Source organism: Lentzea sp. NPDC054927 (assembly GCF_053610285.1).
On record NZ_JBSGXZ010000040.1, the window covers coordinates 70,412 to 93,366 of the forward strand.

Below are 22,955 nucleotides of genomic sequence, written 5' to 3' on the forward strand. Positions count from 1 at the left end.
CTCTGATGTTCTACCGATCAGTTGAACTGAACTTGACCGCATTTCGCAGGGAAATTATCTGCAGATCCTGTTGGTAAATCTCTGGACTCTTATCGGGCGGTGTACAAAGCTATCTCCGGCGACCACGCGTGGGAGCCGATTCCGGGGGGAATCATTGGGGGGTGGGGGTCTGCCAGGCGCAAGCCGGCAGGCCCCCAAGTATTACCCTCGCCAGTTGTGACGGCTTCCGCTCGCCTGGAATGGGGCACCACCTACCAGGTCACCGTGCTCGAACTCGGACTCGCCTGCTGCGGGGTCGAAGTGATGGCAGCTCTCGACCGCCTTCCCGACCTCGGCGTCACGCCGGTCGACGGCGCGGGCGAGGCACACGTTCTCGTCGTCTCCGGCACCGTCACCGACGTCATGTTGCCTGCTGTGATCCGCAGTTACGAGGCCATGCCCGAACCCCGCTACGTGATCTCCGTGGGCGCCTGCAGCAACACCGGCGGCCCGTACTGGGATTCCTACAGCGTCACCAAGGGGATCGACCAGGCCCTGCCGGTCCACGTCGCCGTTCCCGGCTGCCCGCCGCGCCCGGAAGCCCTGCTCGAAGGCCTCAAGGCGCTGCACAAGCTGGTGAACGCATGACCGCCCCGAAAACGGCGCCCAAGACGGCTTTCGGTCAGACCGTCCACCACGTCGAGCTCGCCGACTGGCTCACCACCGCGACCGAGCACCACGACAGCGGCTGCACCATGTTCGACTGGCTCGGCGTCGAGGACGCGGGTCGGCCGGGAGCCGCAGGTCAACGCCACGCGGTGTTCCTGCACGTCATCAACCCGCAGACACGCGAAGGCGTCATGCTGCGGACCGAGATCGCCGAGAACGACGCGCTGCCGAGCGTCGCCCACCTCTGGAAGGGCGCACACTGGCACGAGCGCGAGGCCGCGGAGATGTTCGGGATCACCGTCGGCAGCGAACCGGAGCACCTGCTGCTGCCGGACAGCTTCCAGGGCCACCCGCTGCGCAAGGACTTCGTGCTGGTCTCACGGGTCGTGCGCCCATGGCCAGGCAGTCTTGAACCCGGCGAGGACAACACCAGTGCCCCGAGCCGCCGCCGCACCGCACCACCCGGAGTGCCGGACCCGTCCTGGGGTCCGCGCCGTGAAGAGGAGCAGTCGTGACCGGGCCAGAAAACAGCCTTCCGCCGCGTACGAGGGGCGTCATCGCGCTGTTGGACGCCAACTGCACGGTCTGCATGATCTGCGCGCGCGAGTGTCCTGACTGGTGCATCCACATCACGAGCCACACCGAAGTCGAGGAACAGCCGGGAAGCGCCCGCCCGCGCAGCCGCAACGTGCTCGACCGGTTCGCGATCGACTACGGCCAGTGTCTGTACTGCGGCATCTGCGTCGAGGTCTGCCCGTTCGACGCCCTGCACTGGGCACCGGAGTTCGGCTATCCGGGAACGGGCTCGATCGAGGGCGAGGGCGCCGTCGCGGAGCTGGTCCACGAACGGGACGTGCTGGCCACGTGGGTGGAGAAGGTGCCACCGCCACCACCGCTCGACCCGGCAGCAGAGGCCGCGCCGGAAACGGCCAGCGGAACTGGCAGGCGGCCCGGTTCGTTGAGAGGTAGGACGTAAAAGACCCGGAGGCAAAACCGTGCACAAGCACATCAACGGGTTGAAGACGGCCGTGCTGCTCGGCGGGATGAGCGCGCTGATCGTGGTGATCAGCGGCCTGTTCGGACGGACGGCACTGGTCATCGGCCTGCTGCTGGCCTTGGGCGTGAACGCCTACGCGTACTTCAACTCCGACAAGCTCGCGCTGCGGGCGATGCGGGCCCAGCAGGTGTCGCAGGTGGAGCAGCCCGTGCTCTTCGCGATCGTGCGGGAGCTCTCGTTCAAGGCTCGCCAGCCCATGCCGAGGCTGTACCTGAGCCCGACCGTCGCACCGAACGCGTTCGCGACGGGCCGCAACCCGCGCAACGCCGCCGTGTGCTGCACCACGGGCATCCTGGACCTGCTCGACGAACGTGAACTGCGCGCCGTGCTCGCCCACGAGCTCGCACACGTCTACAACCGCGACATCCTGATCAGCTGCGTGGCCGGTGCGCTGGCCGGCGTGATCACGATGCTCGCGAACCTGGCCCTGTTCGCCGGGATCTTCGGCGGCGGCGATGACGACGACGGCCCAGGCCCGGTCGGCCTGCTGCTGATCGCGTTGCTCGGCCCGATCGCCGCGACCGTGGTGCGCCTGGCCGTGAGCCGCTCGCGCGAGTTCCAGGCCGACGCGTCCGGCGCCGAGCTCACCGGCGACCCGCTGGCACTGGCCAGCGCGTTGCACAAGATCGACCTGGGGACGCGGGCGGCGCCGCTCGCACCGGAGCCGGAGGTGGTGTCGCAGAGCCACCTGATGATCGCGAACCCGTTCCGTTCGGGGGAGCAGTTCGCGAAGTGGTTCTCGACCCACCCGCCGATCGCCGACCGCATCCGCAGGCTGGAAGAGATGGCGCGCCGGGCCGGCTAACGCCCTGCCGTCGCCACGGCCATGAGGTACTCGCCGTACCCGGACTTGCCGAGCTTCTCGCCGAGCGCGTAGCACTCCTGGGCCGAGATGAAGCCCATGCGCAGCGCGATCTCCTCAGGACACGCGATGCGCACACCGGTCCGGTGCTCCAGCACCTGCACGAACTGCCCAGCCTCGAGCAGCGAGTCGTGCGTGCCGGTGTCGAGCCATGCGAACCCGCGGCTCAGGTCCACCAGCTGCGCCCGGCCCTCGCGCAGGTAGTGCAGGTTGACGTCGGTGATCTCCAGCTCGCCACGCGGCGACGGCTTGAGGTTGCGGGAGATGTCCACCACGCCGTTGTCGTAGAAGTAGAGCCCGGTGATCGCCCGGTTCGACTTCGGCTGCGCGGGCTTCTCCTCGATGGACAGCAGCTTGCCGGTCGCGTCGACCTCGCCCACGCCGTACCGCTCGGGGTCCTTCACCTGGTACCCGAACAGCACGCAGCCGTCCAAAGAGGACACCTGCTGCTGCAGCGTGGTGGAGAAACCCTGGCCGTAGAAGATGTTGTCGCCCAGCACCAGCGCCACGTCGTCGTCCCCGACGAAGTCCGCGCCGATGATGAACGCCTCCGCGAGCCCGTTCGGCGCGGCCTGCTCGGCGTACGAGAAGCTCATGCCCCACTGCGATCCGTCGCCCAGCAGCCGGCGGAACTGCGGCAGGTCCGTGGGCGTCGAGATGATCAGCACCTCGCGAATGCCGGCCAGCATGAGCACCGACAGCGGGTAGTAGATCATCGGCTTGTCGTACACCGGCAGCAGCTGCTTGGAGACGGCCTGCGTGATCGGGTGCAGGCGCGTGCCGCTGCCACCGGCGAGAACGATGCCCTTCACCGGTAGTTGGTGAACTGGAGGGCGATGCCGAAGTCGGAACCCTTCAGCAGGGCGATGACGTCCTGCAGGTGGTCCTTCTTCTTGCCGGACACCCGCAACTGGTCACCCTGGATCTGCGCCTGCACGCCCTTGGGCGCCTCGTCGCGGATCTTCTTGGCGATCTCCTTGGCCTTCTCCGAAGTGATGCCTTGCACGAGATTTCCCGTGACCTTGAACACCTTTCCGGACACCGCGGGCTCGCCGATCTCGAACGCCTTCATCGAGATGTTGCGCTTGACCAGCTTCTCCTGGAAGACGTCGATCGCCGCCTTGCACCGCTCCTCGGTCTCGGAGGAGAAAGCGATCGCCTCCTCACCGGCCCAGGCCACGGTGGTGTTGGTCCCGCGGAAGTCGAAGCGCGTGCTCAGCTCCTTGGCCGCCTGGTTGAGCGCGTTGTCGACCTCCTGCCGGTCCACCTTGCTCACCACGTCGAACGACGGGTCCGCCACGACTTCACTCCTCAACGATCTCGGGGTCACAGCCAGCGTCGATGCTACTGGGGTACCCCGATTTGGGGACTCCCGAAGGGGTTATGTATTGTTCTGCCCGCACCGTTACGACGGTGTGGGGCGGGTTGCCCGAGCGGCCAATGGGAGCGGACTGTAAATCCGTCGCGAAAGCTACAGAGGTTCGAATCCTCTACCCGCCACACAGGATGAAGGCCCTGTGACCAGGTCAACTGGTCACAGGGCCTTTGTAGTGTTGCCCGGTCGAGTGCGACTTGGGCATCGGGCGTGACGCAGCCACTTCGGGCTTGAGCCGTCGCGCCGCGCCACCGCAGGTCGAGCCGGTCTGTCGCTACGATCCTGCCGACCGAAGCCCATTGTTCGACGATCGGCGATGCTGGTGGACGTGTTCATCTCCTACTCCAGGCGTGATGTCCAAGATGCGCGGCAAATCGCGAACCTGCTCATCGAGGCCCAATACGACGTCTGGATCGACTGGGAACTGCTGCCGGGGCAGACCTGGAAGGGGATGATCAGGGAGAAGATTGAGAAATGCGACAGGTTTGTCTGCATCGTGACGCCGGAGATGCTCCTGTCTCAGTGGTGTCTCTGGGAGTTGTCCGTGGCGACCCGAATGTGCAAGCCGGTTGTTCCGGTGCTCGTTCGTGCGGGTGGGCAGGAGCACGCGGTGTTGCGGGCCATCCAGTTCGCCGACTTCACCGGTGGTCCCACGGAGGTGGCGGTGTCATCGCTGCTCAAGGGCGTGCTGGTGGCTGCTCCGACGGTTCCTGATCCGGGACTGCCGGTGGAAGCTCCGGAGAGCGAGCTGCTTCAGCCGTACTATCGTCGCCACTTCAGTGACGCCATCATCAGGCAGCAGTTCGATCTGCGGGGCACGGGTGAGGAGATTCTCGAAAAGAGGAGCGCTTCTCGGCTCGTGTTCGGATTTGTTCAGGTGGGAGGTCGTCTCACGCTGACGGATCTCCGGCTTCTCTTCGAAGCTCACGCATTCAACTTCAAGGCTGAGCGAATAGAAATCAGTCTCGCGGATGTTCAGAGTGTCGCCACGTTCACGGTCGGTGTTCTTCCGCCCGGCTTCACCGTGCACACCAGGTCCGGGCGGAAATACAGGTTCGTCCTCTACGGAAGAGACAGATATCTGGAGTTGATCGAGCAATATCGCCCGTGACAGGATCGGCGCGTGCGCACGCAGATGGCGACAGAGGCAGGCCGGACGACGGCGCCCAGCGAGGATCGCGCGCTGGTCGGGCCGAACCTCCTCGCCGTGCTCGACGGTGTGACCGCGAAGCCGGAGACCGGCTGCGAGCACGGCGTCGGCTGGTTCGCCGATCAATTGTCCGCCGAAATCCTCCGGGTCGCGCACCTCGATCCCGCTGCGGCGCTGGCAGGGGCCGTCGAGCAGACCGCGGCGCTGCACGGCGGCGGCTGCGATCTCGATCATCCGGACAGCCCCAGTGCGGCCGTCGGGCTGGTTCAGATCAAGGACGGCGTGCTGCGCTACCTGGTGCTCGGGGACGCCACCGTTGTGGTCGACACCAAGCGCGAGTTGCTCGTCGTGAGCGACACGCAGACCAACCGCACAGCCGGCGCGAAGCCTGCTGACGTCGAGCACGCGCTCACGGGCGAGGTGCCGTTGCAGGACGTGCGGCGCGTCGCGATCCTCTCCGACGGTGCCGCGCGGGCGGTGGACCTGTTCAACCTCTTCGACTGGCCCAAGGCGCTCGAACTGATGGCTGCCAACGGGCCGGACGACCTGATCCGCAAGATGCGTCAGGTCGAAAAGGAAGACTCCAAGGCCGTCGACTGGCCGCGCACGAAGGTTTCCGACGACGCGACTGTCGTTTATCTCGACCGATGACGTTCTCGGCGCTGGACGACGTACTGCGCGGTGCCGCGAGCGTCCGCGTCTCCGAGATCGAGTGGCACGGCGAGACCCTCGTCGATCTGTCACGCGCTGAGGACCGCGACCGCACTGGCTGGAGGAACACGGCCTGCCCGGCCCAGGGCTGCCATCGGCCGAACGACCGGAACGGCTGGCCTGGTGCGCGGCCGGTGTCGGCAAGCCGCCCTACGAGGACGTGCCCGGACTGGTTCTGAGGGACGTGCCGATCGCGGAGATCGTCATGGCGCTCCAGGACGAGCAGGCAGGCGAACGCCACGACGCGGGAGCGGCCCGGATTCTGCTCGTCGACAAGAGCCGGATCAAGCAACGGCTGGACGTCGCGCGGCTGCCCGGACCGCTCCGGGTCCGGGTGCGGGAGGCCGCCGCGGCCCGAGGTCATGAACTTCCGCAGTGGGCCGAGCGCCTGCTGCTCAATGCCTAGGCGCTGGTTCGACGCCTCGGCGGCGCGCGATCGCCTTCATGTTGTCCTCGCCCCAGCCGCCCAACGGCAGCAGCGCGTCGTTCAGGCGGACTCCCAGCGGTGTCAACGAGTATTCGACGCGTGGCGGCACCTCGTGGAACACCTCGCGGTGCACGATCTCGTCCGACTCCATCTCGCGCAGCACCTGGATGAGCATCTTCTCGCTGATGCCCGACACGGACCGGCGCAGTTCGCCGGTGCGCATCGGGCCGTGGTGCAGTGCCCAGAGGATCAGTGCTTTCCAGCGTCCGCCGATCACGTCGATCGCCGCGTCGAGGCCGCATGCGTACTGTCGTGGCTTCATCCAGGATCCTTACCAAAAGGTGGGTACCTGACTAAATAGTAGGTACTTGTCGCAATGACAGTGGCAGAACCAGCATTGCGGGCATGGGGATCAAGAAAACCGTGAGCGTGCTCGGCCTCGGCCGGATGGGCGGCGCGCTCGCCACCGCTCTCGTGAACGAGGGCTATGAAGTGACCACGTGGAACCGCACGCCCAAGACGTTGGCGGGCGCCAGAAGTGTTGCCACGCCTGGAGAAGCGTTCAAGAGTGACGTCGTTGTCACCTGTCTGTCCACTTACGACGTTCAGCAGCCGTTGCTCACCGACGAGATCAAGATTCTGGTCAACCTGACGTCCGGTACGCCGGAACAGGCCCGTGCCACTGCGCGGTGGGCGAAGGAGAACGGTGTCGAGTACGTCGACGGTGTGATCATGGCCGTGCCGCAGCAGGTCGGCACACCGAAGGCGCGGATCCTGTTCAGCGGCAACGAGAACCACCACGTGCTCGACGTGTTCGGCGAGCCCGTCCACGTGGGTGCGGACGCGGGACTGGCGGCGCTCTACGACCTGGCCCTGCTCGGCATCATGTGGGCGGCCTTCGGCGGCTACCTGCAGGCGGTCGCGTTGATGGGCACCGAGGGCATCGCGCCGGAGCGGTTCACGCCGATGGTCGCGGACTGGCTGACCGAGCTCGGCGCCATGCTGCCCGAGATGGGCGAGGTCACCCAGCACAGGAACTACGAGACCGATGTGTCCGCCTTGGACATCAACGTGTCGGGACTGCGCCTGCTCACCGAGGCCAACCGGGAACAAGGCCTCGACACCACGATTCCGCAGGCCCTGCACGACCTGTTCGAACGAGCCCAGCGCAACGGCCACGGCGCGCACAGCATCGCGAGTGTCATCGAGGTGATCCGGAAGTGAAGTACCTGGGGAAGAAGGCCGTCGTCACGGGCGGTACGCACGGCATGGGTCGTGCGGTGGTCGACAAGCTGATCGAGGGCGGTGCCGAAGTGCTGCTCACGGGCCGCACGACGGAGAAGGCCGAGGGCATCAAGGCGCACGCCATCGCCTCGGACGCGGCGAGCCTCGAGGACATCACCAAGCTCAGGCAGGAGGTCGAAGAGCGGCTGGGCGGCATCGACCTGCTCTTCATCAACGTCGGCTACGCGACGCTGTACGAATTCGCGGACGTCACGCCCGACGACTACGACCGCACGTTCGACGTGAACACCAAAGGCGCGTTCTTCACCGCGCAGCAGCTGGCGCCGCTCATCGAAGAAGGCGGGTCGATCGTCTTCACCACGTCGATCGCGCAGACCGGCGGTGCGAAGGCGCTGAGCGTCTACTCCGGGGCCAAGGCGGCCGTGCGGTCGTTCGGCAGGTCGTTCGCGGCGGAGCTGGCACCGCGCAACGTCCGGGTCAACGTGGTCAGTCCCGGCTTCATCGACACGCCGTCGATGGGCGTGACCGGTGTGTCGCAGGACGTTCTGGAGGCCTTCAAGCGGGAAGGCGACGAGATCACGCCGCTCAAACGGCACGGCGCCGCGAACGAGGTGGCCGACGCGGTGCTCTTCCTGGCGTTCGAGGCCACCTTCACCACGGGCGCGGACCTGCCGGTCGACGGAGGTCTCGGTCAGGGGCTCAGCGCGTAGGAAAATCTTCGAAGGACCTGTCACATCCGCGTCGCCTGCCGGGTCGACCAAGCAGAAGACGACGAAGACAGGGAGAACGAAGATGAGGATCGCCAACCCGATCATGTCCGTGCCCGGCGCGATGAAGGCGCTTCTGGACCTGTCCGCGGCCGCCGAGAAAACCGGACTGGACAAGGACTACGTCGAGTTGATCTGCCTGCGGGTCAGCATCATGAACGGCTGCGGCAGGTGCATCGAGTACCACTCCGACCTGCTGCGCAAGGCGAACGTGGCGGAGGAGAAGGTCGACTCCGTCGCCGAGTGGAGGGACGTCCCGCACTACACGGCGGCGGAGAAGGCAGGGTTCGCGCTCGCCGAGCAGATGACGCACGTGCACGTGAGCGACGACGTGTGGAACGAGGTGGCGAGGCACTACAGCGAGGAGCAGCTCGCGGGCCTCATGATCGCCATCGGGGCGATCAACCTGTGGAACCGGATGAACGTCGCCACGGAGCAGCAGGTGGCCTGACGAAGGTTGAAGCCGGCGCGCAAGAGCTTCCTCTCTCTTGCGTGCCGGCCTCAGCGCGGAGCATACCCCATATCGAACAGATGTTCGATCATTGAGCGATCAACGCGCCGGTCAGCTGGCGGCGAGTGCCGCTCGCCCGTCGTCGGTCAGTTCCGCGCAGACGCGAAGACCGAAACTCGTCGGCTGCATGGGGCGCAGCAAGCCGGCGTGCACGAGGTCGTGCGTCGCCATTTGGTCGCAGCAGGGCAGCCCGTCGACGTACAGCTCGGGCTCTCTGCCGCCTGTGACCTCGGCACGTCCCGCGGCGACAGCCCGCAGCATCGCTCTTGCTCTTCCGCTGAGTTCCATCTCGACCCCCCAGGTGTGGTGTCCGAATCCGCTACCCCTTTGTCGATATAGAGGCCGGATTCGTTCCACAAGTACGGGTTCGTTCGGGTTCTTCGCTTGTGTGAACGGGTAGATCATGTCCCACTAGGCCGTTCGGGTTGCGAAGACACGCCGGTGGAAGAGCGCAGCGCGGGGCGGCGGGCCCAGACCGTCCAGCGCGGCCGGTAGCCGTTCGAGTACCAGAACGGCGTCGAGCGCGGGTTCGGCAGCGCGTGGTGGAGCAGCGTCGACGCCACGCCGGCGTCGTCCAGAACGGAGTGCGCGTGCGCCGCGAGAGCGCTGCCCGCTCCGGTGCCCCGCACGTCCGGCCGGACGCCGAGATGTCCGAGGTACGCGAACGGGCGCGCCGTGGCGAAGCGCTCCATCCATCCCGCGTCCTGCGGCATGTCGACGTAGATCATGCCGACGGGCGTGTCGTCCAGGACGGCGAGCCACATCGCGTCGTGGTCGCGGCCGAGCACCTCGGCCAGCGCGGTCCGCAGATGTTCCGCGGTGTTCGGGCGTTCGGTGACCAGACCGAACGCCGCGTCGTACCGGACGGTGTGCATGTTCAGCTCGACGGCGACGTCCAGGTCGGCGGAAGTCGCGGGACGGATGCGCACGCCGGACGACCGCGGCGCGGGGGAACGTCCTGCGAGGCGTTCGGCGATCACCGTCAGCGGCGCGAAGCCGTGGTGGATCAACGGCAGCGCGGCGGCGGTCTCGTGGCTCGGCACGGTCACGATCGCCACGGTCTCCGGGTCGTCCAGGCCGGTGAGGCGGTGTTCCCACTCGTCCAGCAACGCCGGCAGGTCGCAGCCGGGCTGCCACGTCAGGCTGTGCGTGCGCCGAGCGCCCCAGGTGAGCAGGAGGGAGTCCGGGTCTGTCTCGCGGTAGGAAAATGTCTCGGCCACGCCCCATCTGAGCATGGCAAGGTCGGGCTGTGGAGATCTGCGTGGTGGATGCGTTCACCGACAAGCCTTTCGCGGGCAACCCCGCCGGCGTCGTGCTCCTGACCGAACCGCGCGACGACGCCTGGATGCAGCAGGTCGCCGCCGAGATGAAGCACGCCGAAACGGCCTTCGTCACCCCGGACAACCACCTGCGCTGGTTCACGCCCGAGGTCGAGGTCGACCTGTGCGGGCACGCCACCCTTGCCACCGCGCACGTCCTGGGCGGTGAACAGAAGTTCACCACGCGTAGTGGAGTCCTCACATGCGTATATGACGATGGGTGGATCCGGATGGACTTCCCGGCGGACCCTCCAGAGTTGACTGACCCGCCAATCGGACTAGCAGCGGCGCTTCCACATGCGACGATCAAGTCGGTCTCGCGTGGGCGCTTCGACTACCTGATCGAGTTGGAAAGCGCCGCGGAAGTCCGTTCCTTGCGACCTGATGTCCAAGGACTGACACAGATCTCGTCACGCGGAGTAATCGTGACGGCGGTCGGCGACGGCGACGCGGACATCGTGAGTCGATGCTTCTATCCGGCTGTCGGCATCCCGGAGGACCCCGTCACCGGTTCGGCCCACTGCACGCTGGCGTCCTATTGGGTGTCGCGGCTCCAGCGCGCTGACCTGCTGGCGGAGCAGGCGTCACCCCGTGGAGGGTTCGTCAGGGCCACCCTCGCCCAAGATCGCGTACTGCTCTCGGGGCAGGCCGTCACGGTGCTCCGGGGGCACCTGAGCGTGTAGCCACGTCTGGGTGAATCGAAGTCACCAGGCGTGCTCGACCTGCCATTTCGTCCCCCGAGCGGGGTACATTGGTGCCCCTGGAGGGGTCCTGATCGCCAAGTGCGGGACCCCTCAGTCACGCCTAGAGGTTCCCCCCACCCCAGGCCGACGAGGAGGCTGGATGTCCGACCGAGCGTCGGCCCCCGTGTCGGACTCGGCCGCCTGGTCGGCCAAGTCGACCAACCGCGCGTTCAGCGCGTTCGCCGTCACCCTCCTGGTGGCAGGCGTCGTCTGCGCGGGCATGGTCGCGGCCTGGCTGCCGGAGAGGGAGACCACCTCTCTCTTCTGGATCGGCCCCCTTCTCGTAGTCGGCTTTTTGCTGGCTGAGCAGCTCGCGATCAACGTCGACGTCCGCAGCGGCGTCGCGTGGACGATCTCCTTCACCGAGATTCCGCTGGTGCTGGGGCTGCTGGTAGCCCCGTTCGAGGTCGTGCTCGCCGCGCACGTGGTTGCCGGCGTGGGCACGTTGCTCGGCCGCCGGATCCTGGACCGCGCCGTGTACAACGCGGGCCTCATGTTCATGGAGATCTCCGTGGCGTTCGCGGCCGCCGAGGCCGTGAACCGGATGATCGGCGCGGGTGGGCCGTTCTGGGCGGGTGCCTTCGTCGGCACGATCACCGTGCCGTTGCTCGCGAGCGTGCTGGGCCTTTGCGCGTTGCGTCTCATGGGCAAGTCGATGCGCGTCGGCAACAGCGTCCGTCTGGTGCTGCAGACGCTGGTCGTGGCGTTGCTGAACACCTCGGCCGGCCTCGTCGGCTACCAGATCGTCGCCACCACGCCGTGGGGCGCCGCCCTGATCATCCTGGTGCTCGCGGGCATCGTGGCCACCTACCTCGCCTACTCCGGACTGCTGCGCGAACAGCGCGACCTGGAGGCGTTGAGCGAGGTCAGCCTTCGTGTCGCGAGGTCGGGACAGCACGGCACCGGACCGCGCCAGCCCGACGACGACCTCACCACGGGCGTGGAAGAGGACGAGTGGCAGCTCATCGCGGAACGCATCCGCGAGCAGCTCAACGCGAACAGGGTCGTGCTGCGCCTGCGCACCGACCCGCAGGAAGCCATGATCACCCTCGTCGCGGGCGAACCGCTGCCCGACGAGATGACCGCGACAGACCCACGAGCCGTGCGCGAGGACCCCGTTCTCCAGCTGCCCGGCACGCACGTCCGTTATTACCGCGTGGCCGACGCGACCGAGGACGTCACGGAGGCCCTGCTGCGCCGTGATGCGCAAGAAGCACTGGTCGTCCCGTTGCGCGGCGCGACCCAGCTGCTCGGCGCGGTCGAGGCGCACGACCGGTTGTCCCGGTGGCGCGGTTTCGGCAAGGCCGACATCCAGCTGCTCAGGACCCTGGCCTCGCACCTCGCGACGGCCGTCGACAACAGGCGTCTGCTGGCCCGTCTGCGCCACGACGCCTACCACGACCCGCTGACAGGTCTGCTGAACCGGCCGGGTCTGCGCGAGGCCTGCGCCGAGCCGTTGCGCGAATCCCAGAAGGGAGTGGTGCTGCGCATCGACCTCGACATCCTGTCGACGGTGTCCGATGCGCTGGGCCAGGCCTGGGGAAACCGCATGGTCGTCGCCGCCGGTCGCCGGCTGCGCGACGCACTCGGAGCCGACGTGCCGCTGGCACGCCTGGAGGGCGGCGCGTTCGCCGCGTACCTCGACGACTCGCGTGCCGGTGAGGCCCACGAGATCGCGGAACGGCTGCGCGCCGGGCTTTCCGTGCCCTATCCCGTCGACCGGCTCACGGTCGAGGCCTCCGCGGTCGTCGGTTACGCGTCCAAAGCGGACTCCGAGACCGAGGACCCGGACCCGGACGTGTTGCTGCAGCGGGCGGATGTCGCCGTGCGCGCCACGTCGGAAGGCACACCGGTGAAGGCCTACGCGCCTTCGATGGGCCACCTGTTCCTGCGCCGCTTCCAGCTCGTCACGCAGTTCCGCCAGGCCGTCGAGACCGGGCAGATCTCCGTGCACTACCAGCCCAAGGTGGCGCTGCCGTCCCGTCAGGTCGTGGGCGCGGAAGCGTTGGTGCGCTGGACACATCCGGAGTTCGGCCGTGTCGACCCCGACGAGTTCGTGCCCGCCGTCGAGGCCACCGGTCTCGTGGACGTGCTGACGGACTTCGTGATGGACCGCGCTCTCGAACGCGTGCGCCGCTGGCTCGACCGCGGGCTGCGGATGTCCATCGCGGTCAACCTGTCCGTGCGGACGCTGGGCGACGAGGACTTCCCGAACCGCGTGTCGGCGGCTCTCGAACGCCACGACGTGCCGTCCGGGCTGCTGACCTTCGAGCTCACCGAATCGGGCGTCATGGCCGATCCCGAGCGCGCTCTGCCGGTGCTGCGGCGCCTGCACGCGATCGGTGTCGTGCTGGCGGTCGACGACTTCGGCACCGGCTACTCGTCACTCGCGTACCTGCGGCAGCTGCCGGTGGACGAGGTCAAGATCGACAAGTCGTTCGTGCTCGGAATGGGCACGGATCTCGGCGACATGGCCGTGGTCCGGTCGATCGTGGAGCTCGGGCATTCGCTCGGTCTCGTGGTCGTGGCGGAGGGCGTCGAGGACGACGCCGCGCGCGACCAGTTGGTCGGCATGGGCTGCGATGTCGCCCAGGGCTACCTGATCTCCCGGCCGCTCTCCGAAGATCGCTTCGAGGCGTGGCTGCGCGCCCGAACGGTGCAGGTCAGGGGTGCTCGCGATGAGACGGTGCTCACGCTGGTGCACTAAGGCACCCCCCGGATTTCGTTCTTGGTTGCCGGGTGTTGTAGAGTTCTCCTCGCTCGGCAAGAACGAAAGAGCAAGCCCCTTTAGCTCAGTCGGCAGAGCGTCTCCATGGTAAGGAGAAGGTCTACGGTTCGATTCCGTAAAGGGGCTCCACTACTGGCCGCAGTGCTGAGCGCTGCGGCTTGTAGTTGTGTTAAAGCGGTGTAGCTCAGTTGGTAGAGCAAGCGGCTCATAATCGCTGTGTCGCCGGTTCAAGTCCGGCCACCGCTACTTCACAAGATCCCCGCCAGCCGGTAAGCCCGGACTGGGTTCTCGGGGCCCGTGTGCTCTCAGGAAGGCAAGGACCGTGGCTGCAACCGACGTACGCCCGAAGATCACCCTCGCGTGCGAGGAGTGCAAGCACCGGAACTACATCACCAGGAAGAACCGGCGCAACGACCCGGACCGCCTGGAGATCAAGAAGTTCTGCCCGAACTGCAAGACGCACCGCGCGCACAAGGAAACCCGCTGAGCGCGTAGCGAAGTCTTCGACGAGGCCCGTCCCACACGTGGGGCGGGCCTCGTCGCATATAGGCTCCTTCGGTGCCTCTCGACCCCGCTTTCACCGGACGTACATATCCGCCGTCGACGCCGTACGACGTGAGCCGCGAGAAGATCCGCGAGTTCGCCGACGCGATCGGCGCGACCAGCCCGGCCTACCGCGACGCTGAAGCGGCGAAGGCGTTGGGGCACAGGGATGTCATCGCACCGCCGACGTTCGCGATCGTGGTGTCGATGAAGACGAACGAGACGGTCATGTTCGACCCGGTGCTGGAACTGGACTACAGCCGCGTCGTGCACGGCGACCAGAACTTCACGCACCACCGGCCCATCACCGCGGGCGACCAGCTCGTGTGCGTGGCGCACATCGACGCCATCACGTCCCGCATGGGCAACGACATGGTGACCGTGCGGACCGAGATCAGCACGGTCGACGGCGAGCCCGTCACCACCGCCAAGTCGATGCTCGTCGTGAGGGGAGAAGGCGCATGAGCGTGGAGATCGGTACCGAGCTGCCGGCGCTGTCCGTCCGCCTCAAGCGCGACGACCTGGTGCGGTACGCGGGTGCCTCGCTGGACTTCAACCCCATCCACTGGAACGAGAAGACCGCGAAGGACGTCGGGCTCCCGGACGTGATCGCGCACGGCATGCTGACCATGGCCGTGGCCTCGCGGATCGTCGCGGAGTGGATCGGCGACCCCGGCGCGATCGTCGAGTACGGCTGCCGGTTCGGCCGGCCGGTCGTGGTGCCCAACGACGACGAGGGCGCGCTGGTCGAGGTGACCGCGAAGGTCACCAAGGACTTCGAAGACGGAACTGTGAAGGTCAACATCAACGCGGCTTTTGACGGCAAGTCGGTGTTGACGGGCGCCTTCGCCCGCGTGCGCGTCGGTTGATCATGTGATCAAGGACACCACCGGGCGGTCAGGTCCGGTGGTGTTTGCGGTGCTCACGGGAGATTCAGGGTCCCGCGGTGCTTCAGTTGCACGACCCTGATTCGTCTTCTCGGTTCGCGTGTGGGTAGGCTGTGCGACAGGCCGCTCGGCAAGTGCTTGAGCGGTCTGGTTGGAATGGACGGGACAGGCTCCCGTACACTTCCTGCTTGGCCAGGGGATCTCAGCAGAGATCTCAAAGGGGTGTAGCTCAACTGGCAGAGCAGCGGTCTCCAAAACCGCAGGTTGCAGGTTCAAGTCCTGTCGCCCCTGCTGTCGAAGCGCGTCATGGGTGGAGTGGAGGCACGGCATGAGCGAGGGCCGCGAGCAGGACCAGCCGGAGGAGCGCGAAGGCGCTGTCCGGCCGTCCACTGCTGCGGCGCGACGTGAACGTCGTGCCTCCTCCCGCCCGGCCGCCCGCAAGGACGGCAGCAGCGCTGAGTCGAAGAAGAGCGTCGTCAAGTCCGACGAGTCGGACGAGGACGCGAAGAAGGGTCGCCCGACCAAGACCCGTGAAGGACAGGAGAAGCGTCCCTCGCTGATCGGGCGGGGCTTCCGCTACATCCGCGAGGTCGTCGGCGAACTCCGCAAGGTGATCTGGCCGACGCGCAAGCAGCTCGTCACGTACACCGGCGTGGTCCTGGTGTTCGTGGTGTTCATGGTTGCGCTGGTGTGGGCTCTCGACCTCGGCTTCGGCGCGGCTGTTTTCGAGTTGTTCGGCTGAGCCGGACAGCTGCCGCTGCAATCAGGAAGCGAGATCCACAGTGACCTCCGATAACGGCGTCGACGCCCAGGAGAAGACCGACCTCACCGACGACGAGGTGTCCGAGGACACCGCGGTCGACGAGACGGTCGAGTCGGAGGACACGGACACCGCCGAGACCGACGAGACCGCCTCCTCCGAGGACGGCGACGTCGACGTGCTGGCGATCGACGAGACGCCGATCGACGAAGAGATCGCGGACCCCGCCGAAGAGCTGCGTCAGGCCCTGCGCCACGCGCCCGGCGACTGGTACGTCGTGCACTCGTACGCCGGCTACGAGAACAAGGTCAAGGCGAACCTCGAGACTCGTATCCACACGCTCGACATGGAGGACTACATCTTCCAGGTCGAGGTGCCGACCGAAGAGGTCACCGAGATCAAGAACGGCCAGCGCAAGCTGGTGCAGCGCAAGGTGCTGCCCGGCTACATCCTGGTCCGCATGGAGCTCACCGACGCGTCCTGGAGCGCCGTCCGCAACACGCCGGGCGTGACCGGGTTCGTCGGAGCCACCTCGAAGCCCTCGCCCCTCACGATCGACGAGGTGCTGAAGTTCCTGCTCCCCCAGGGCGAGCAGAAGCCGGCCGAGGGCAAGAAGGCCGCCTCCACCAGTGCACCGAAGCCGACCATCGAGGTCGACTTCGAGGTCGGCGAGTCGGTCACCGTCATGGACGGCCCGTTCGCCACGCTGCCCGCCACGATCAGCGAGGTCAACGCGGACGGCCAGAAGCTGAAGGTCCTGGTGTCGATCTTCGGCCGGGAGACGCCGGTCGAGCTGTCGTTCAGCCAGGTCTCAAAGATCTGAGCGATCTCTCCTCTCGGAGAGGTCGATCGGCCACGCTGCGGCTGGCAGGGCCGCGCGCGGACACCGCAATAACAGGAAGTACGGACAATGCCACCCAAGAAGAAGAAGCTGTCAGCGATCATCAAGCTGCAGATCAAGGCTGGTGCCGCCAACCCGGCGCCGCCCGTTGGTCCCGCGCTGGGTCAGCACGGCGTCAACATCATGGAGTTCTGCAAGGCCTACAACGCCGCGACCGAGTCGCAGCGCGGTCAGGTCGTGCCGGTTGAGATCTCCGTGTACGAAGACCGTTCGTTCGACTTCAAGCTCAAGACCCCGCCCGCCGCGAGGCTCATCCTCGCCGCTGCCGGTGTCGACAAGGGCTCGGGCGAGCCGCACCGCGTCAAGGTCGCCAAGGTGACCATGGAGCAGGTGCGCCAGATCGCCCAGACCAAGATGGTCGACCTGAACGCGAACGACATCGACCAGGCCGCGAAGATCATCGCCGGCACCGCCCGTTCCATGGGCATCACGGTCGAAGGCTGATCACACCCTCTTTTAGCAAGCGTGGGAGAGCCGAGCGCGGCTCATTCACCACGAACTGATCCACGGTAAGGACAGAGTTATGAAGCGCAGCAAGGCCTACAAGGCCGCCGCCGAGCTGGTGGACCGGGAGCGGCTGTACTCGCCGCTGGAGGCCGCCAAGCTCGCCAAGGAAACGTCCAAGGTGAAGCTGGACGCCACCGTCGAGGTTGCGATCTGCCTCGGCGTCGACCCTCGCAAGGCCGACCAGATGGTCCGCGGCACCGTGAACCTGCCGCACGGTACGGGCAAGACCGCCCGCGTGATCGTCTTCGCAACCGGTGACAAGGCCGCTGAGGCCGAGGCCGCCGGTGCGGACGCCGTTGGCTCCGAGGACCTGATCGAGCGCATCCAGGGTGGCTGGCTCGACTTCGACGCCGCGATCGCGACCCCCGACCAGATGGCGAAGGTCGGTCGCATCGCTCGCATCCTGGGCCCGCGTGGCCTGATGCCGAACCCGAAGACCGGCACCGTGACCCCCGAGGTCGCGAAGGCCGTGAACGAGATCAAGGGCGGAAAGATCAACTTCCGCGTTGACAAGCAGGCCAACCTGCACTTCGTCATCGGCAAGGTCTCGTTCGAGTCCGAGAAGCTGGTCGAGAACTACGCGGCCGCTCTGGACGAGATCCTCCGTGCGAAGCCGTCCGCGGCCAAGGGCCGGTACGTCAAGAAGGTCACCGTCTCCACGACGATGGGCCCTGGCATCCCGGTTGACCCGAACCGCACCCGCAACATGCTGGTGGACGAGGCCTGAGCCTCTCCCCGGTTTGTAGCTAGCTGAGAAAGGCCCCCGGCGGTTGCCGGGGGCCTTTTGCGTTGTCTCGGGTCGGGATTGCGGTGGTTCCGTTGCGTTGTTGGGGCGCGTTCCAGCGGAGGGGCCGCTTTGCGTGCGAGTGGTCGCGTTCCAGCGTGGTTGCGTGGGCATTGACGAGGCGTGGGGGTGCATCGCCGCTGCGCCAGAGCAGCCGTCCGTGCTGTCAGCGGTGGTGGCGGGGGAACGCCTGCCGGTAGTCGGTGGGGGATGCCCCGACCTGCTTCAGGAAGTGGTGCCGGAGGTTGTTCGCCGTGCCGATGCCGCTCAACCCCGCGATCTTCTCCACGGACAGGTCGGTCGACTCCAGCAGCGCTTGTGCCCTGGCGATGCGTTCGTTGAGCAGCCATTGCAGCGGGGTTGTGCCGGTGGTGGCGTGGAGGCGGCGGTAGAAGGTTCGCGGGCTCATGGTGGCGCGGCGGGCCAGGTCGTCGATGGTCAGCGGTTCGTCGAGGCGGGCTCGGGCCCAGTCGAGCACCGGTTCCAGGCCCTGTTCGTCGTTGGCGGGGACGGAGAGGTCGACGTACTGGCTGCGGTTGCCGGGGCGGTGGCCTGGCACGACCATTCGGCGGGCCAGTTGGTTGGCGACGTGGGCTCCCAGGTCGCGGCGCACCAGGTGCAGGCAGAGGTCCAGGCCTGCGGTCATGCCCGCGCTGGTCAGGACGTCGCCCTCGTCCACGTAGAGCACGGAGTCGTCGACCTGGATCTTCGGGTAGCGCTCGGCCAGCAGGGCGGTGTGCATCCAGTGCGCGGTGGCTCGGCGTCCGTCCAGCAGGCCGGCTTCGGCCAGGGCGTAGGCGCCGACGCACGCTGACACGATGCGCGCGCCGTTGTCGTGGGCTTGGCGCAGGGCTGAGACCAGTTCGGGTGGGACGGGGGCGTTCTCCTCGATGACCTCTTCCGGCACCCACGACACCATGACGGTGTCCGCGTTCACGACGTCATCGAGTCCGCGGGTGCTGTGCAGGGTGAAGCCCGGGTCGGTGTCCCGTGTGCGGGTTCCGGTGCCGCACAACCACATCTCATACCAGGGGTCGGCGAGGTCGGGTTGTGGCGTGCCGAATACGGCCGCGGGGATGCCCAGTTCGTAGAGGTCCATGACGCCGAAGTCGCTGGGGACGATCAGGGCGACGGTTCCAGCGCTCATGAACTCCAGCCTATGGCAGGAATTTGGCGAAAGGGGTCATTCCGGTCACTGGTTGAGTTGATCACGCGTGGCGAAGCTGGAGGCATGACACCTGAAGCGATCACCGTGCTGGGTCTCGGCAACCTCGGACGTGCGCTGGCGCAGACGTTTCTGCGGAGCGGGCATCCCACCACGGTCTGGAATCGTTCTGCCGCAAAGGCTTCTGAACTCGCGGTGAGCGGGGCGAACGCGGTCGGCACCGTGAGCGAGGCGGTGGCGGCAAGTGGGCTGGTGGTTGTCGCCGTGCTGGATCACCAAGCGGCACAACAGGTTCTGGACGGTGTGGACGTGCGCGGGCGGGCGCTGGTGAACCTCACCTCTGGTACGCCTGATGAGGCGCGCGAGATCGCGGACTGGGCGGCGGAGAACGGGGCGGAGTACCTGCACGGCGCGGTTTACGCGGTGCCGCAGACGATCGGAACCGCCGAGTCGTCGATCATCTACAGCGGCTCGGCAGCCGTACACGAACGTTGGCAGAAGCAGTTGGCACTGCTGGGAAAGGTCACGTTCCTGGGTGCGGATGCCGGTGGGGCTTCCGGGTACGACGTGGCGATCCTCTCCGGGATGTACGGCCTGATCGGCGGCTTCCTGCACGCGGCGGCGCTGGCGCGAGCCGGTGGCATCAAGGTCACCGAGCTCACGCCGATGATGTTGTCCTGGCTGACGGACCTGCATCCTGCGCTGGTCACGTTCGCCGAGGAGATCGACAGCGAGAAGTACGGCACCGAGGAGTCGAGCCTGGCCATGAACCAGTCCGGGCTGGCCACGCTCATCCGGGCCACGGAGGCGCAGGGTGTTCCCTTCGCTGCGCTCGACTCGCTCAAGGCGTTGGTCGACCAGCAGGTCGCCGACGGGCACGGCGCGCTGAGCCTCGCTCGCGCTGTCGAGTCGTTCGGCGTTGTCTCACCACGGTTTGCGCGCGGCTAGCAGGAACATCAGCGGCGCTGCCAGGAAGTCGCCGTCCTGGAACTCCACCAGCCAGCGTTCGCCGTCCGCGCGGTCGATGGCGCCCGCGCGGATCGCTCGTTCCGTGTTGCGGGAGAAGGCGAAGATCTCGTCCGCCTCGGCGAAGTCGCGGAACACGGGTGCGGCTGTGCGGACGGTCTCGATCTCGAAGCCGGCGGCGCGGGCCAGGCGCCCGAGCTGGCGGCCGATCGTGGCGTTGCGGACCATCGTCGAACAGACGAAACGGTTGAACGCGCGGTTCATCTCCAGATCACCGTCGACGGTGAGCGCGTCCCAGTCCGGTTCGCCGATCCGCAGCAGGCCACCCGGCTTGAGCACCCGCAGGAGTTCGGACAGGACCGCAGCTGGGTCCGCGACGTGCTGGAGCGCGCGGTCCATCCTCGCCCGGTCGAACGTGGCGTCCTCGAACGGCAGCGCGTGGCCGTCGGCGAGGTGGATCTCGATCTGCGGGTGGTCGCGGAATCGCTCGTTCGCCGCGTCGACCATCCGCGGGTCGATGTCGACGCCGGTCACGCGGCCGGACGGTGCCACCGCGCCGGCCATCACCGCCAGGTCCGCGCCGGGACCGCAGCCCAGGTCGAGGACGGTCAGGCCCGGTCGCAGCTCGAGCAGGTCGAGCAGCTGCCGCTTGTAGCCGACCGCGGCCGCGGCCACGTTGTCCATGTACGCGGCCTTGTCAGGGCTGGGCACCCCCAGTGCGTTTGCCATGCACCCCAATCAACCACAGGTGCTGGGGGACCAGTCCGTGATGACCCAGCCGTTCTTGATCTTCTCCACCACGAAGGTGCCGAGGCGCGGGCCACCTTCGACGGTCAGGGCGCAGGAGTCGATGGTGACGGTGTTCGTGGTCGGCGTCTTGAGCATGTCCGGCGGGAACATCACCTGCTGGAACTTGTCGACGCTGGTCACCTTGGTCTTCAGCGTCTTGACCGCCTCGGCGCAATCGCTTGCGCCGAAACCGTTCGCGAACTTCTGGCGGGTGTCGTCGCGCAGGAAGAGCGTGCAGGCGCGAGTCGTGTCGGCGAACGAGACGTGTTTGTAGAACATGCCGACGGTGCCCTGCAGGCCGGCGGGGGCGGAGAGGCCCTGGGCGGGGCCGGTCACGCCGCCGCTGTCCTGGGCGATGTCGCCGGGGTCGTCGACGCCGAAGAAGTGGTTGTAGGCCCAGATGATGGAGCCGATGACGAGCACGAAGAACAGCGAGCGCCAGAAGATCCGGCTGCCCAGCACGACGAGCCACCAGCGCTTGCCGCCGGCCTGTTTCGGAGCCTGGGGCGCCTGGCCCGTGGCCTCCTGGTAGCGCTGGTATTCCTGGAAGCGCTGGAACTCCTGGAACTGCCGGAGCTGCTCCGGGTCCACCTGAGGGGCAGGAGGCTGCGGCTGGGGCTGCGGCTGGCGGGGCGCGAGATCCTTGCCGGGCTCGTCTGTCACAGGTCACATCATGCCGATTTGGTCCGGCGGACACGACTCGCGTACTCTCAGTTCCGGTTCTACCGAAGACCGCAGGTGTTCTCCGCAAGGAGAGCGAAGGCCCCGTTGCAACACGGGCGGCCCGCGCAGGGAGGACGAGGTCAGTCTTGCGACGCCCCGTGCTGCTTGTGCGCGAGGGCGTTTTTGTTGTTTCGGAGCCTTCTCATCGGCGGTCTAACCCAGCCCAGAGAGGAGGCGATCATGGCGAAGCCCACGAAGGTTACGGCGGTCGCTGAGCTCGCGGACCAGTTCCGCACCAGCTCGGCAGCGGTTGTCACTGAGTACCGTGGACTCTCCATGGCGCAGCTCACCAAGCTGCGTCGCGCTCTCGGCGCGGGCACCAAGTACACCGTCGCGAAGAACACGCTGGTCAAGCTGGCCGCTGCGGACGCCGGTGTGGAGGGCCTCGAGGCCCTTCTTTCCGGTCCGACCGCCATCGCGTTCGTCGAGGGCGAGCCCGTCGACGCCGCCAAGGCGATCCGCGACTTCGCGAAGGACAACAAGGCCCTGATCATCAAGGGCGGCTACATGGATGGCCGCCCGCTCTCGGTCGACGAGGTCACCGCTATCGCGGACCTCGAAACCCGTGAGGTGCTGCTCGCGAAGCTCGCGGGCGCGATGAAGGGCAACCTGGCCAAGGCCGCGGGTCTGTTCAACGCCCCGGCTTCCCAGGTCGCTCGCCTGGCTGCTGCCCTGCAGGAGAAGAAGGCCGCTGCGGCTCCCGCCGCCGAGGCCGACGCTCCCGCCGAAAGCTGATCACCCGCAGACACACCCGACGCTTTCGCGCGGGAAATTAGAAAGGACCGCCGATCATGGCGAAGCTCAGCACCGACGAGCTGCTCGACGCGTTCAAGGAGATGACCCTCCTCGAGCTGTCCGAGTTCGTGAAGCAGTTCGAGACGACCTTCGAGGTCACCGCCGCGGCGCCCGTCGCCGTTGCCGCTGTTGGTGGCCCGGCCGCCGCTGCCGAAGAGGCCGAGGAGCAGACGGACTTCAACGTCGTCCTCGAGTCCGCCGGCGACAAGAAGATCCAGGTCATCAAGGTCGTCCGCGAGGTCGTCTCGGGCCTGGGCCTGAAGGAGGCCAAGGAGCTGGTCGAGTCCGCTCCGAAGGCGATCCTCGAGGGCGTGGCGAAGGACGTCGCCGACGCCGCCAAGGAGAAGCTCGAGGCTGCCGGCGCCAAGATCACCGTCAAGTGATCTGGGCCCCCTCGGGGGCTCGCGCTATGCCTTGCAGTGACTGAACGGGCGTGCACCTTTTCAACGGGGGTGCACGCCCGTTTTTGTTGTCTGGGGGGCCTTGAGGGGCGCGAGTTTTGAGGGTGGTCGCCTTGCGGGCGGCGAGTCCTGTTGCGTGCGTTTCCTGGGGGCGCTGCCCCCAGACCCCCGCCAATCTGATCAGGGGGTCC

General features: G+C 67.0%; 31 protein-coding genes and 4 tRNA genes. 27 read left to right on the top strand and 8 right to left on the bottom strand.

Annotated elements, in window-relative coordinates:
* Positions 1-216: 216 nt before the first annotated feature.
* Genes ACWGE0_RS36220 through htpX form a run of 4 tightly spaced genes read left to right on the top strand, consistent with a single transcriptional unit; the run spans position 217 to position 2,510 of the window.
* On the top strand, positions 217-627 hold the full coding sequence (locus tag ACWGE0_RS36220) for an NADH-quinone oxidoreductase subunit B (protein ID WP_452265398.1): 411 nt from the start codon (positions 217-219) through the stop codon (positions 625-627).
* A complete protein-coding gene (locus ACWGE0_RS36225) occupies positions 624-1,163 on the top strand; it encodes an NADH-quinone oxidoreductase subunit C (RefSeq protein WP_452265399.1) in 540 nt (179 codons plus the stop codon). The genes ACWGE0_RS36220 and ACWGE0_RS36225 overlap by 4 nt, the downstream gene beginning before the upstream one ends.
* Positions 1,160-1,624 (top strand): 4Fe-4S binding protein, encoded by a 465-nt coding sequence (locus ACWGE0_RS36230; RefSeq protein WP_452265400.1) that lies wholly within the window; start codon positions 1,160-1,162, stop codon positions 1,622-1,624. Before ACWGE0_RS36225 ends, ACWGE0_RS36230 begins: the two co-directional genes overlap by 4 nt.
* 19 nt (positions 1,625-1,643) lie before the next feature.
* Positions 1,644-2,510, top strand: a complete 867-nt coding sequence (gene htpX / locus ACWGE0_RS36235) for a zinc metalloprotease HtpX (RefSeq protein ID WP_452265401.1) — start codon at positions 1,644-1,646, stop codon at positions 2,508-2,510.
* Here htpX and rfbA read toward each other — a convergent pair.
* Together rfbA and ACWGE0_RS36245 are read right to left on the bottom strand one after the other, a co-directional pair.
* On the bottom strand, positions 2,507-3,379 hold the full coding sequence (gene rfbA, locus ACWGE0_RS36240) for a glucose-1-phosphate thymidylyltransferase RfbA (RefSeq protein ID WP_452265402.1): 873 nt from the start codon (positions 3,377-3,379) through the stop codon (positions 2,507-2,509). The genes htpX and rfbA overlap by 4 nt on opposite strands.
* The gene (locus ACWGE0_RS36245) at positions 3,376-3,867 is read right to left on the bottom strand and encodes a YajQ family cyclic di-GMP-binding protein (protein WP_319971329.1); all 492 of its coding nucleotides are present in this window, start codon (positions 3,865-3,867) and stop codon (positions 3,376-3,378) included. The genes rfbA and ACWGE0_RS36245 overlap by 4 nt, the downstream gene beginning before the upstream one ends.
* A 119-nt stretch (positions 3,868-3,986) precedes the next feature.
* Between ACWGE0_RS36245 and ACWGE0_RS36250 the strand changes: the two genes are divergently transcribed.
* The 5 genes from ACWGE0_RS36250 (at position 3,987) to ACWGE0_RS36270 (ending at position 6,209) form a co-directional block, all read left to right on the top strand.
* A tRNA-Tyr gene (locus tag ACWGE0_RS36250) sits at positions 3,987-4,067 on the top strand.
* A 191-nt stretch (positions 4,068-4,258) separates the two neighbouring features.
* Positions 4,259-5,053 (top strand): toll/interleukin-1 receptor domain-containing protein, encoded by a 795-nt coding sequence (locus ACWGE0_RS36255; RefSeq protein ID WP_452265403.1) that lies wholly within the window; start codon positions 4,259-4,261, stop codon positions 5,051-5,053.
* Positions 5,054-5,065: 12 nt separating this feature from the next.
* Positions 5,066-5,743, top strand: coding sequence for a protein phosphatase 2C domain-containing protein (locus ACWGE0_RS36260; protein WP_452265404.1), 678 nt, complete (start codon positions 5,066-5,068; stop codon positions 5,741-5,743).
* Entirely contained in the window at positions 5,740-5,982 is a 243-nt protein-coding gene (locus ACWGE0_RS36265) for a hypothetical protein (protein WP_452265405.1), read from the top strand. Before ACWGE0_RS36260 ends, ACWGE0_RS36265 begins: the two co-directional genes overlap by 4 nt.
* A complete protein-coding gene (locus ACWGE0_RS36270; protein ID WP_452265406.1) occupies positions 5,964-6,209 on the top strand; it encodes a hypothetical protein in 246 nt (81 codons plus the stop codon). The genes ACWGE0_RS36265 and ACWGE0_RS36270 overlap by 19 nt, the downstream gene beginning before the upstream one ends.
* Here the strand turns inward: ACWGE0_RS36270 and ACWGE0_RS36275 are convergent.
* Entirely contained in the window at positions 6,199-6,552 is a 354-nt protein-coding gene (locus ACWGE0_RS36275) for a winged helix-turn-helix transcriptional regulator (protein ID WP_452265407.1), read from the bottom strand. The genes ACWGE0_RS36270 and ACWGE0_RS36275 overlap by 11 nt on opposite strands.
* Positions 6,553-6,635: 83 nt before the next feature.
* Here ACWGE0_RS36275 and ACWGE0_RS36280 point away from each other — a divergent pair, with 83 nt between their 5' ends.
* The 3 genes from ACWGE0_RS36280 to ACWGE0_RS36290 all read left to right on the top strand — a co-directional run bounded on the left by ACWGE0_RS36280 (position 6,636) and on the right by ACWGE0_RS36290 (position 8,693).
* On the top strand, positions 6,636-7,454 hold the full coding sequence (locus ACWGE0_RS36280; protein WP_452265408.1) for an NAD(P)-dependent oxidoreductase: 819 nt from the start codon (positions 6,636-6,638) through the stop codon (positions 7,452-7,454).
* Positions 7,451-8,185, top strand: a complete 735-nt coding sequence (locus ACWGE0_RS36285; protein ID WP_452265409.1) for an SDR family NAD(P)-dependent oxidoreductase — start codon at positions 7,451-7,453, stop codon at positions 8,183-8,185. Before ACWGE0_RS36280 ends, ACWGE0_RS36285 begins: the two co-directional genes overlap by 4 nt.
* A gap of 82 nt (positions 8,186-8,267) precedes the next feature.
* A complete protein-coding gene (locus ACWGE0_RS36290; RefSeq protein ID WP_452265410.1) occupies positions 8,268-8,693 on the top strand; it encodes a carboxymuconolactone decarboxylase family protein in 426 nt (141 codons plus the stop codon).
* Between the two features lie 111 nt (positions 8,694-8,804).
* Here ACWGE0_RS36290 and ACWGE0_RS36295 read toward each other — a convergent pair whose 3' ends face one another.
* Both ACWGE0_RS36295 and ACWGE0_RS36300 read right to left on the bottom strand, forming a co-directional pair.
* Positions 8,805-9,014 carry a hypothetical protein gene (locus ACWGE0_RS36295; protein WP_452265411.1) on the bottom strand — a complete coding sequence of 70 codons (210 nt, stop codon included), beginning with the start codon at positions 9,012-9,014 and terminating at the stop codon, positions 8,805-8,807.
* Positions 9,015-9,154: 140 nt separating this feature from the next.
* The gene (locus ACWGE0_RS36300; protein WP_452265412.1) at positions 9,155-9,973 is read right to left on the bottom strand and encodes a GNAT family N-acetyltransferase; all 819 of its coding nucleotides are present in this window, start codon (positions 9,971-9,973) and stop codon (positions 9,155-9,157) included.
* A gap of 29 nt (positions 9,974-10,002) precedes the next feature.
* Here ACWGE0_RS36300 and ACWGE0_RS36305 point away from each other — a divergent pair, with 29 nt between their 5' ends.
* The 12 genes from ACWGE0_RS36305 (at position 10,003) to rplA (ending at position 17,868) form a co-directional block, all read left to right on the top strand.
* Positions 10,003-10,755, top strand: coding sequence for a PhzF family phenazine biosynthesis protein (locus ACWGE0_RS36305; protein ID WP_452265413.1), 753 nt, complete (start codon positions 10,003-10,005; stop codon positions 10,753-10,755).
* 160 nt (positions 10,756-10,915) lie between these two features.
* The gene (locus ACWGE0_RS36310; RefSeq protein ID WP_452265414.1) at positions 10,916-13,522 is read left to right on the top strand and encodes an EAL domain-containing protein; all 2,607 of its coding nucleotides are present in this window, start codon (positions 10,916-10,918) and stop codon (positions 13,520-13,522) included.
* Between the two features lie 74 nt (positions 13,523-13,596).
* Positions 13,597-13,672: transfer RNA gene (locus ACWGE0_RS36315), tRNA-Thr, on the top strand.
* A gap of 44 nt (positions 13,673-13,716) precedes the next feature.
* Positions 13,717-13,789 (top strand) — tRNA-Met (locus ACWGE0_RS36320).
* A gap of 76 nt (positions 13,790-13,865) precedes the next feature.
* The gene (rpmG, locus tag ACWGE0_RS36325; protein ID WP_015105301.1) at positions 13,866-14,030 is read left to right on the top strand and encodes a 50S ribosomal protein L33; all 165 of its coding nucleotides are present in this window, start codon (positions 13,866-13,868) and stop codon (positions 14,028-14,030) included.
* A gap of 71 nt (positions 14,031-14,101) precedes the next feature.
* A complete protein-coding gene (locus ACWGE0_RS36330) occupies positions 14,102-14,551 on the top strand; it encodes a MaoC family dehydratase N-terminal domain-containing protein (RefSeq protein ID WP_452265415.1) in 450 nt (149 codons plus the stop codon).
* Positions 14,548-14,955, top strand: coding sequence for a MaoC/PaaZ C-terminal domain-containing protein (locus tag ACWGE0_RS36335; RefSeq protein ID WP_167970841.1), 408 nt, complete (start codon positions 14,548-14,550; stop codon positions 14,953-14,955). The genes ACWGE0_RS36330 and ACWGE0_RS36335 overlap by 4 nt, the downstream gene beginning before the upstream one ends.
* A 236-nt stretch (positions 14,956-15,191) precedes the next feature.
* A tRNA-Trp gene (locus tag ACWGE0_RS36340) sits at positions 15,192-15,264 on the top strand.
* 37 nt (positions 15,265-15,301) lie between these two features.
* The gene (gene secE, locus ACWGE0_RS36345; RefSeq protein WP_166044687.1) at positions 15,302-15,715 is read left to right on the top strand and encodes a preprotein translocase subunit SecE; all 414 of its coding nucleotides are present in this window, start codon (positions 15,302-15,304) and stop codon (positions 15,713-15,715) included.
* A gap of 40 nt (positions 15,716-15,755) precedes the next feature.
* Entirely contained in the window at positions 15,756-16,556 is an 801-nt protein-coding gene (gene nusG, locus ACWGE0_RS36350; protein ID WP_452265416.1) for a transcription termination/antitermination protein NusG, read from the top strand.
* Positions 16,557-16,643: 87 nt separating this feature from the next.
* Positions 16,644-17,078: a 50S ribosomal protein L11 gene (rplK, locus tag ACWGE0_RS36355; RefSeq protein ID WP_065915943.1), complete on the top strand. Its 435-nt coding sequence runs from the start codon at positions 16,644-16,646 to the stop codon at positions 17,076-17,078.
* Positions 17,079-17,157: 79 nt separating this feature from the next.
* Positions 17,158-17,868 (top strand): 50S ribosomal protein L1, encoded by a 711-nt coding sequence (rplA, locus tag ACWGE0_RS36360; RefSeq protein ID WP_319971306.1) that lies wholly within the window; start codon positions 17,158-17,160, stop codon positions 17,866-17,868.
* 223 nt (positions 17,869-18,091) lie between these two features.
* On the opposite strand, the gene ACWGE0_RS36365 is transcribed toward rplA, so the two are convergent.
* Complete coding sequence (locus tag ACWGE0_RS36365) at positions 18,092-19,072, bottom strand: GlxA family transcriptional regulator (protein WP_452265417.1); 981 nt, start codon at positions 19,070-19,072, stop codon at positions 18,092-18,094.
* Positions 19,073-19,156: 84 nt separating this feature from the next.
* On the opposite strand from ACWGE0_RS36365, the gene ACWGE0_RS36370 reads away from it, so the two are divergent.
* Positions 19,157-20,038 (top strand): NAD(P)-dependent oxidoreductase, encoded by an 882-nt coding sequence (locus ACWGE0_RS36370; RefSeq protein WP_452265418.1) that lies wholly within the window; start codon positions 19,157-19,159, stop codon positions 20,036-20,038.
* Here the strand turns inward: ACWGE0_RS36370 and ACWGE0_RS36375 are convergent.
* A complete protein-coding gene (locus ACWGE0_RS36375) occupies positions 20,015-20,785 on the bottom strand; it encodes a methyltransferase domain-containing protein (protein ID WP_452265419.1) in 771 nt (256 codons plus the stop codon). The two genes, ACWGE0_RS36370 and ACWGE0_RS36375, sit on opposite strands and share 24 nt — an antisense overlap.
* Before the next feature lie 9 nt (positions 20,786-20,794).
* Positions 20,795-21,508 (bottom strand): hypothetical protein, encoded by a 714-nt coding sequence (locus ACWGE0_RS36380; protein ID WP_452265420.1) that lies wholly within the window; start codon positions 21,506-21,508, stop codon positions 20,795-20,797.
* A 240-nt stretch (positions 21,509-21,748) separates the two neighbouring features.
* Between ACWGE0_RS36380 and rplJ the strand changes: the two genes are divergently transcribed.
* Both rplJ and rplL read left to right on the top strand, forming a co-directional pair.
* Positions 21,749-22,303, top strand: a complete 555-nt coding sequence (gene rplJ, locus ACWGE0_RS36385; protein ID WP_452265421.1) for a 50S ribosomal protein L10 — start codon at positions 21,749-21,751, stop codon at positions 22,301-22,303.
* Between the two features lie 56 nt (positions 22,304-22,359).
* Entirely contained in the window at positions 22,360-22,746 is a 387-nt protein-coding gene (gene rplL, locus ACWGE0_RS36390; RefSeq protein WP_319971300.1) for a 50S ribosomal protein L7/L12, read from the top strand.
* Positions 22,747-22,955 lie beyond the last annotated feature (209 nt).